Source organism: Streptomyces sp. NPDC101776, assembly GCF_044766845.1.
GTDB lineage: Bacteria > Actinomycetota > Actinomycetes > Streptomycetales > Streptomycetaceae > Streptomyces.
This window is the reverse complement of the sequence record NZ_JBIWMV010000004.1, coordinates 228,069-237,495: the sequence shown is the minus strand read 5'-3', so window position 1 is coordinate 237,495 and position 9,427 is coordinate 228,069. Positions and strand designations below refer to the sequence as shown.

5 protein-coding genes are annotated in these 9,427 nt (G+C 69.7%); 4 read left to right on the top strand and 1 reads right to left on the bottom strand.

The window, feature by feature from the left end:
- Positions 1–292: 292 nt before the first annotated feature.
- Complete coding sequence (locus tag ACIRRY_RS16285; protein ID WP_078622773.1) at positions 293–1,405, bottom strand: LacI family DNA-binding transcriptional regulator; 1,113 nt, start codon at positions 1,403–1,405, stop codon at positions 293–295.
- 541 nt (positions 1,406–1,946) lie between these two features.
- Here ACIRRY_RS16285 and hisC point away from each other — a divergent pair.
- The 4 genes from hisC to cydD all read left to right on the top strand — a co-directional run bounded on the left by hisC (position 1,947) and on the right by cydD (position 9,372).
- Positions 1,947–3,026 (top strand): histidinol-phosphate transaminase, encoded by a 1,080-nt coding sequence (gene hisC, locus ACIRRY_RS16280; protein WP_403972717.1) that lies wholly within the window; start codon positions 1,947–1,949, stop codon positions 3,024–3,026.
- A gap of 246 nt (positions 3,027–3,272) precedes the next feature.
- Positions 3,273–4,781 carry a cytochrome ubiquinol oxidase subunit I gene (locus ACIRRY_RS16275; protein WP_403972715.1) on the top strand — a complete coding sequence of 503 codons (1,509 nt, stop codon included), beginning with the start codon at positions 3,273–3,275 and terminating at the stop codon, positions 4,779–4,781.
- A gap of 21 nt (positions 4,782–4,802) precedes the next feature.
- Positions 4,803–5,807, top strand: coding sequence for a cytochrome d ubiquinol oxidase subunit II (cydB, locus tag ACIRRY_RS16270; RefSeq protein ID WP_403972713.1), 1,005 nt, complete (start codon positions 4,803–4,805; stop codon positions 5,805–5,807).
- Between the two features lie 70 nt (positions 5,808–5,877).
- Positions 5,878–9,372 carry a thiol reductant ABC exporter subunit CydD gene (gene cydD / locus ACIRRY_RS16265; RefSeq protein WP_403972710.1) on the top strand — a complete coding sequence of 1,165 codons (3,495 nt, stop codon included), beginning with the start codon at positions 5,878–5,880 and terminating at the stop codon, positions 9,370–9,372.
- Positions 9,373–9,427 lie beyond the last annotated feature (55 nt).

The window sequence follows — 9,427 nt, the reverse complement described above, 5'->3', positions numbered from 1 at the left end:
CGGCACCCAGCAGAAACTCCAGGAACCGCCCCACCCCATCCCGCAAGCCCACCCGACACGGCACGCACCCCACCACCCTGCCCAAAGCGAACCCACCCCCGTCCGCCGCCCCCAACCACGCCCCCCAAGGCGACCCCGGCCAGCCCCTCCACCCGACCACGCCCCCCAGCGCAGCAAGGCCCACCCTCACCCCACCCACCTCAGCGAAACGAACACCGACACCGACACCGGCGACATCATCACCGGCACCAGCATCAACCCCGCCCCCCCCGGAGGGCCCCGGCCCCGCCCCCTACTTCCCCTCAGGCGACCGAGGCGGACTAACCGTGGTCCGCGGCGGACGCCGCTGCGACGACGTCCGCACGATCAGCTCCGTCGGTATCACCTGCTCGATCGGCAGATCGGACTCGACCCCCTCGATCGCGTCGATGAGGAGCTGCACCACCGCCGTACCGATCCGCCGCGGCTTCAGCGACAGCGTGGTGACGGGCGGCTCGGTGTTGGCGTACACCGTGGACTCGCTGCAGCACACGAGCAGCAGATCCTCCGGCACCCGCATCCCGTAACGCCGGGCCGCCGCCAGCAGATCCGTGCCGTTGGGGTCGAACAGGCCGTAGACCGCGTCGGGCCGGTCGGGCCGGGCGAGCAGCCGATCGGCGGCCACGGCGCCCGCGCACGGATCGTGCGCCGGATAGGACTCGTACACCGGATCCTGGCCCACCCGCTCGCACCAACGCAGGTATGCGGTGGTCGAGAGGTGTGTGTATGTGTCCGTGCTCGTGCCCGTGAGCAGACCGATCCGGCGGGCGCCGGCGTCGGCCAAGTGGTCCAGGATGCCCAGGACCGCGGCCTCGTGATCGTTGTCGACCCATGCGGTGACCGGGAGCGAGCCGGCCGGGCGGCCGTCGGAGACGACCGGTAAACCCTGCCGGACGAGCTCGCTGACCACCGGGTCCTGGTCGGACGGGTCGATGACGACCGTGCCGTCCAGGGCGACGTTCGACCACACGTCGTGGCGCGAGGTCGCGGGGAGGATCACGAGGGCGTAGCCGCGGGCGAGCGCGGCCGAGGTGGCGGCCCGCGCCATCTCGGCGAAGTACGCGAACTCGGTGAAGGTGAAAGGTTCATCCCCGTACGTCGTCACGGTCAGGCCGATGAGGCCCGACTTGCCGGTACGGAGTGTGCGAGCCGCCGCGGAGGGCCGATAGCCCAGCCGGTCGGCGACTTCTCGGACGTGGCGTCGGGTGGCGTCCGGGAGCCGGCCCTTGCCGTTGAGGGCGTCGGAGACGGTCGTGATGGAGACTCCGGCCGCGGCGGCCACGTCTCTGATTCCCGCCCGGCCCGGCCGGCTCCCTCGACGAGAGGTTTCCGCGCGGCTCACCTGGTGCTTCCCTGCTGCTGTCATGGCGAGCCGATAGTAGGGCTCATGCGGTGGGGTAGTGCGGACGCATATGCACGCGTTGACAGGCACGTTTCTGCAAGGTCAAAAGCAGTCAACTACCTTAGAAACAAAGTCAGTTAAACGATGCAATGGCATTACGTGACTTGTCGACGCGCATGGGCCTGCCAAGACCCCCATGTTTCGAAGAGGTCTCAACTCACCTGTACGAGGGATGCGCGCCACGGCGCGAGCTACCAGCGCATAGATATATGTACAGCGCGCCCCCGGTTCGTGCGCCTTCGTACGGTGTTGCCCCTGATGCGGATGTGACGCGTGGGGGTATCCCGCCAACCACGCACCAGGCACTCGGAACGCACTCGGAACGCACTCGGAACGCACTCGGAGCGCGCCCGGAGCGCACCGGATCCCACCCGCCGGCCCCGACACCCGCTCACCCGGAGCGGGAGCCGCCCGCTCACCCGGAACAAGACCTGTACGCGCCGGCCCCGAATCCTCATAAGGTGAGCAGTATTGGAACCCGGTGGTGGTCACAAGGAGGACTGCGGTGAGCGAGACGAGCCCGAAGCTGCGCGCCGAGCTGGAGGGTATCCCCACCTACAAGCCGGGCAGGCCTGCCGCGGCCGACGGTCCGGTGGCCTACAAGCTGTCCTCCAACGAGAACCCGTACCCCCCGCTGCCCGGTGTGATGGAGAGCGTCACCGCGGCGGCCCTGAACTTCAACCGGTACCCCGACATGGCCTGCACCGGCCTGATGAACGAGCTGGCGGAACGGTTCGGCGTCCCGGTCTCCCACCTGGCCACCGGCACCGGCTCGGTCGGCGTCGCCCAGCAGCTGATCCAGGCGACCTCCGGCCCCGGCGACGAGGTCATCTACGCCTGGCGGTCCTTCGAGGCGTACCCGATCATCACGCGGATCAGCGGTGCCACTCCGGTGCAGGTGCCGCTGACCCCGGGCGATGTGCACGACCTGGACGCGATGGCGGACGCCGTCACCGACCGGACCCGGATGATCTTCGTCTGCAACCCCAACAACCCGACGGGCACGGTCGTCCGGCGGGCCGAACTGGAGCGCTTCCTGGACCGGGTGCCCGGCGATGTGCTGGTCGTGCTGGACGAGGCGTACCGGGAGTTCATCCGGGATCTCGACGTGCCGGACGGCGTCCAGCTCTACCGCGACCGGCCGAACGTCTGCGTCCTGCGGACCTTCTCCAAGGCGTACGGCCTCGCCGGGCTGCGGGTCGGTTTCGCGATCGGCCATGAGCCGGTGGCGGCGGCGCTGCGCAAGACGGCGGTGGCCTTCGGGGTGAGCCAGCTCGCGCAGGACGCGGCGGTCGCCTCGCTGCGCGCCGAGGACGAACTGCTCGGGCGGGTCGGCTCGTTGGTGAGCGAGCGCACCCGCGTGGTCGACACACTGCGCGCCCAGGGCTGGACGGTCCCGGAGACCCAGGCCAACTTCGTGTGGCTACGGCTGGGGGAGCGCACGCTCGACTTCGCGGCGGCCTGCGACCAGGCGGGCGTGGTGGTGCGGCCGTTCGCGGGTGAGGGCGTGCGGATCACGATCGGGGAGACCGAGGGCAACGACATCTTCCTGAAGGTGGCGGAGGGGTTCCACAAGGAGCTCTAGTGCCCGCCCGCGGGGGGAGCTCCGGCGCTCGCCCGCGGGACGGTTCGTAACGAGTGACGTCAGGGGGGTTGCCATATGGGGACCCCCCTCCGTAATGGGACCCCCCTTCGTCGGTCGAAAATCGGTACGTCATAATAGCTTGTGAATGTGAACGCGTTCACAAGCGTGTCCCAGTTCGTCCCATGATGTGTGCGATAAAAGGGGCAAACTGCCGCTGTACCACGGCGACATAAGGAGACCGACGACGTGGAAATGGCTCTGGCGCCAGAGACACTGGCGCGATGGCAGTTCGGTATCACCACCGTCTACCACTTCCTGTTCGTCCCGCTGACGATCTCGCTCGCCGCGCTCACGGCCGGGCTGCAGACCGCGTGGGTGCGCACGGAGAAGGAGAAGTACCTCAGGGCCACCAAGTTCTGGGGCAAACTCTTCCTGATCAACATCGCCATGGGCGTCGTCACGGGCATCGTGCAGGAGTTCCAGTTCGGCATGAACTGGTCCGCCTACTCGCGGTTCGTCGGCGACATCTTCGGGGCCCCGCTCGCCTTCGAGGCGCTGATCGCGTTCTTCTTCGAGTCCACCTTCATCGGGCTGTGGATCTTCGGCTGGGACAAGCTGCCCAAGCGGATCCACCTGGCCTGCATCTGGATGGTCTCGATCGGCACGATCCTGTCGGCGTACTTCATCCTCGCGGCCAACTCGTGGATGCAGCACCCCGTCGGCTACCGGATCAACAAGGCCAAAGGGCGTGCCGAACTCACCGACTTCTGGCATGTGCTGACCCAGAACACCGCCCTCGCGCAGGCCTTCCACACGCTCTCCGCGTCCTTCCTGACCGGCGGCGCGTTCATGGTCGGCATCGCGGCCTTCCACCTGTTCCGCAAGAAGCACATCTCGGTGATGAAGACCTCGCTGCGGCTGGGCCTGATCACCGTCACCATCGCCGGACTGTTCACCGCCGTCAGCGGTGACACCCTCGGCAAGGTCATGTTCAAGCAGCAGCCGATGAAGATGGCCGCCGCCGAGGCCCTGTGGGACGGCCAGGACTCCGCGCCGTTCTCGATCTTCGCCTACGGCGACGTCAGCAAGGGCCACAACAGCGTCGAGCTGTCCATCCCGGGGATACTGTCGTTCCTCGCCGACGACGACTTCAGCTCGTACGTCCCCGGCATCAACGACACCAACAAGGCCGAGCAGGCGAAGTACGGTCCCGGCGACTACCGGCCCATCATCCCCGTCACCTTCTGGGCGTTCCGCTGGATGATCGGCTTCGGCATGGCGTCCTTCGCGATCGGTATCGCCGGACTCTGGCTGACCCGCAAGAAGTTCATGCTGGCCCAGCATCTGCGGGTCGGCGACGACGAAGTGCCGAACGTCGTCCTCTTCAAGAACAAGGCCCTCGGCCCGAAACTCACCAAGCTCTACTGGCTGGTGTCCATCTGGACCCTCGGCTTCCCGCTGATCGCCAACTCCTGGGGCTGGATCTTCACCGAGATGGGCCGCCAGCCCTGGGTCGTCTACGGCCTCTTCCAGACCCGCGACGCCGTCTCCCCCAGCGTCTCCCAGGGCGAGGTCCTCACCTCGATGATCGTCTTCACCTCGCTCTACGCGATCCTCGCCGTCATCGAGGTCAAGCTGCTCGTCAAGTACGTCAAGGCCGGCCCGCCCGAACTCACCGAGGCCGACCTCAACCCGCCCACGAAGATCGGCGGCGACTCCCAGGACGCCGACAAGCCGATGGCCTTCTCGTACTAGGCCGAGGGAGCTGCAACAGTCATGGAACTGCACGACGTCTGGTTCGTCCTCATCGCCGTCCTGTGGACCGGCTACTTCTTCCTGGAGGGCTTCGACTTCGGGGTCGGCATCCTCACCAAGCTGCTCGCCCGGAACCGCGCCGAGAAGCGGGTCCTGATCAACACGATCGGTCCGGTCTGGGACGGTAACGAGGTCTGGCTCCTCTCGGCCGGCGGCGCGACCTTCGCCGCCTTCCCCGAGTGGTATGCCACCCTCTTCTCCGGCTTCTACCTCGCCCTGCTGATCATCCTGGTCTGCCTGATCGTCCGGGGCGTCGCCTTCGAGTACCGGGCGAAGCGGCCCGAGGAGAACTGGCAGCGCAACTGGGAGACGGCGATCTTCTGGACCTCGCTGCTCCCCGCGTTCCTGTGGGGTGTGGCCTTCGGCAACATCGTGCGGGGCGTGAAGATCGACAAGAACTTCGAGTACGCCGGCACCTTCTGGGACCTGCTCAACCCGTACGCGATCCTCGGCGGCCTGGTCACGCTGACGCTGTTCACGTTCCACGGAACGGTGTTCACGGCACTCAAGACCGTCGGGGACATCCGGATGCGGGCCCGGAAGCTGGCCCTTCAAGTCGGCCTTCTCACCGCCCTGTTGGCGCTGGCCTTCCTGATCTGGACCCAGGTCGACAGCGGTGACGGCAAGAGCCTCGTCGCGTTGATCGTGGCCGTCGTCGCCCTGGTCGCGGCGCTGGGGGCGATCCAAGTCGGGCGCGAGGGCTGGTCGTTCGCGTTCTCCGGGGTCACCATCGTGGCCGCCGTCGCGATGCTCTTCCTGTCGCTCTTCCCGAACGTCATGCCGTCCTCACTCAACCCGGACTGGAGCCTTACGGTCACCAACGCCTCGTCGAGCCCGTACACCCTGCGGATCATGACCTGGTGCGCGGGGATCGCGACCCCGATCGTCCTGCTCTACCAGGGCTGGACGTACTGGGTGTTCCGCAAGCGGATCGGCACGCAGCACATCGCCGAAGCAGCGCACTGAGTCCGGATTGGGGCATGTTTCACATGAAACATGCCCCGTCAGGATGTCCTGAGAAGAGGGTGTGTTTCACGTGAAACCAATCGACCCACGGCTACTCCGATACGCCCGCGCCACCCGCCTCTTCCTGATGGCGGTCGTCGGCCTGGGAGCAGTCGGCGCGCTGCTGGTCATCGCCCAGGCGATGCTCATCGCCGAGGTCGTGGTCGGCGCCTTCCAGCACGGGAAGTCCGTGAGTGAACTCGGCACTCCCCTGCTGCTGTTGCTGGCCGTCGCGGGTGGCCGCGCCCTGGTCTCCTGGCTCACCGAACTCGCCGCCCACCGAGCAAGCGCCTCCGTGAAGTCGGAGCTACGGCGACGGCTGCTGGAGCGTTCCGTGGAGCTGGGCCCCGGCTGGCTGAGCGGGCAGCGGACCGGTTCGCTGGTCGCCCTCGCCACCCGGGGTGTCGACGCCCTCGACGACTATTTCTCGCGCTATCTCCCGCAGTTGGGTCTCGCCGTGGTCGTCCCGGTGGCGGTCCTCGCGCGGATCGTCACCGAGGACTGGGTCTCGGCGGCGATCATCGTCGGCACTCTCCCGCTCATCCCGCTCTTCATGGTGATGATCGGCTGGGCCACGCAGTCCCGGATGGACCGTCAGTGGCAGTTGCTCTCCCGGCTCTCCGGGCACTTCCTGGACGTGGTCGCGGGGCTGCCGACCCTGAAGGTGTTCGGGCGGGCCAAGGCGCAGGCCGACTCGATTCGGCGCATCACCGGCGAGTACCGGCAGGCGACCATGCGGACCCTGCGGATCGCCTTCGTCTCCTCCTTCGCCCTGGAACTGCTCGCCACGCTCTCCGTGGCCCTGGTCGCCGTGACGATCGGCATGCGGCTCGTCCACGGCGACATGGACCTCTACATCGGCCTCGTCGTCCTCGTCCTGGCCCCCGAGGCGTATCTGCCGCTGCGCCAGGTGGGCGCCCAGTACCACGCGGCGGCGGAGGGCCTCGCCGCCGCCGAGGAGATCTTCTCCGCACTGGAGACTCCGGTACCGGCCTCGGGCACCGCCGAGGCGCCGTCGGACGCGCTGGCCTTCGAGGGCGTGACCGTCCGCTACCCCGGCCGGTCCTTGGACGCCGTGTCGGACGTTTCCTTCACCGTGGACCCCGGGGAGACGGTCGCCCTCGTCGGCCCGAGTGGCTCGGGCAAGTCCACTCTGCTGAACGTCCTGTTGGGGTTCGTACGACCCGCAGAGGGCCGGGTGCGCGTCGGGGGAGTCGATCTCGCCGACGTCGGCCTGGAGCGGTGGCGGTCGCGGATCGCCTGGGTGCCGCAACGCCCGCAGCTGTACGCCGGGACGATCGCCGAGAACGTACGGCTGGCCCGTCCCGACGCCGACGACACCGCCGTACGGCGTGCGTTGGCCGACGCCGGCGCCCTGGACTTCGTGGACGCGCTGCCCGAGGGGATGGGGAGCGTGCTCGGCGAGGACGGGGCCGGACTGTCCGCCGGGCAGCGGCAGCGGCTCGCGCTCGCGCGGGCCTTCCTCGCCGACCGGCCCGTCCTGCTCCTCGACGAGCCGACGGCCGCGCTGGACGGGGCGACCGAGGCCGAAGTGGTCGAGGCGGTACGGCGGTTGGCGGTCGGGCGGACTGTCCTGCTCGTGGTGCACCGGCCGGCCCTGCTCGCGGTGGCCGACCGGGTGGTACGGGTGACGGAGGGCGTGGCCGCGCTTCGCACGGAGGCCGGGGCGGAGACCCGCGGGACACGAACTGCCGAGGAAACGCCGGTGAGTTCCCCTGCCCCCGACGAGCCCGAGACCCGGCTCGCGGCGCACAAGGGCAGTGTCCTCGCCCGGGTCCGCGCCATGTCCGGTGCCCGGCGTGGCCGCCTCGCCCTGGCGCTGCTGCTCGGAAGTCTCGCGCTGGGCAGCGCTGTCGGTCTCATGGCCACCTCGGGGTGGCTGATCTCGCGGGCCTCGCAGCAGCCACCCGTGCTGTATCTGATGGTGGCGGTCACGGCGACCCGGGCCTTCGGGATCGGACGGGCCGTGTTCCGGTACGCGGAGCGGCTCGTGTCGCACGACGCCGTACTGCGGATGCTGGCCGACACCCGGGTCGCCGTCTACCGGCGCCTCGAACGGCTGGCGCCCGCCGGCCTGCGCGACACCCGGCGCGGCGATCTGCTCTCCCGGCTCGTCGCCGACGTGGACGCGCTCCAGGACTACTGGCTGCGCTGGCTGCTGCCCGCCGGGGTCGCGACCGCAGTCTCCGCCGCGACGGTCGGCTTCACGGCCTGGCTGCTGCCCGAAGCCGGTGCGGTACTCGCGGTCGGCCTTCTCGCGGCCGGCGTCGGCGTCCCCCTCGTGACCGGTGCCGTGGCCCGCCGAGCCGAACGGCGGCTGGCCCCGGCCCGCGGAGCGCTCGCCACCCGGGTGACCGAACTGCTCACCGGAACCGCCGAGTTGACGGTCGCCGGCGCGCTGCCCGCCCGTACCGCCGAGGCCGAGCGGGCCGACGGCGTGCTCACCCGGATCGCCTCCCGCGCCGCCACCGCGACCGCCCTCGGCGACGGCCTCACCGCGCTGATCTCCGGCCTGACCGTCGCCGCCACCGCACTCGTGGCAGCCCAGGCCGTCGCCGCGGGACGGCTCAGCGGCGTGGTGACGGCCGTCGTCGTCCTCACCCCGCTCGCCGCCTTCGAGGCCGTCCTCGGGCTGCCCCTCGCCGTGCAGTACCGGCAGCGGGTCCGCAAGAGCGCCGAGCGCGTGTACGAGGTCATGGACGCCCCCGAGCCCGTACGGGAACCGGAACGGCCCCGCCGGGCACCCGCGACACCCTTCCCGCTCGTCGTGCAGGGACTGGCCGCCCGCCACACCGGCCAGGACCGGGACGCGCTCGCCGGGCTCGACCTGACGCTGGAGAAGGGGCGCCGGGTCGCCGTGGTCGGATCCTCCGGCTCCGGCAAGACGACGCTGGCACAGGTGCTGCTGCGCTTCCTCGACGCGGACGCGGGCTCGTACACGCTGGCCGGCGTGGACGCGTACGCCCTGGACGGCGACGACGTACGACGGCTCGTGGGGCTGTGTGCCCAGGACGCGCACCTCTTCGACAGCTCGGTGCGCGAGAACCTGCTGCTCGCGAAGAAGGACGCGACCGAGGACGAACTGCGGGCCGCGCTCGCGCGTGCCCGGCTGCTGGACTGGGCCGACGGGCTGCCCGACGGCCTCGACACCCTCGTCGGTGAGCACGGGGCGCGGCTCTCCGGCGGGCAGCGGCAGCGGCTGGCGCTCGCCCGCGCGCTGCTCGCCGACTTCCCGGTCCTGGTGCTCGACGAGCCCGCCGAACACCTGGACCTGGCGACCGCCGACGCGCTGACCGCCGACCTGCTCGCCGGCACGGAAGGCCGTACGACCCTGCTCATCACGCACCGGCTCGCGGGCCTGGAGGACGTGGACGAGGTGATCGTGCTGGACGAGGGGCGTGTGGTGCAGCGCGGGCCGTATGCCGGACTGGCCTCGGTGGCGGGGCCGTTGCGGGGGATGGCGGAGCGGGAGGCGGAGTCGGAGGCGCTGGTGGCGGTCGGTTAGGGCGCCCGGCGGCGGATCTGCTCGACTTTCCGTGACAAAGGGGACTTATTAGGCT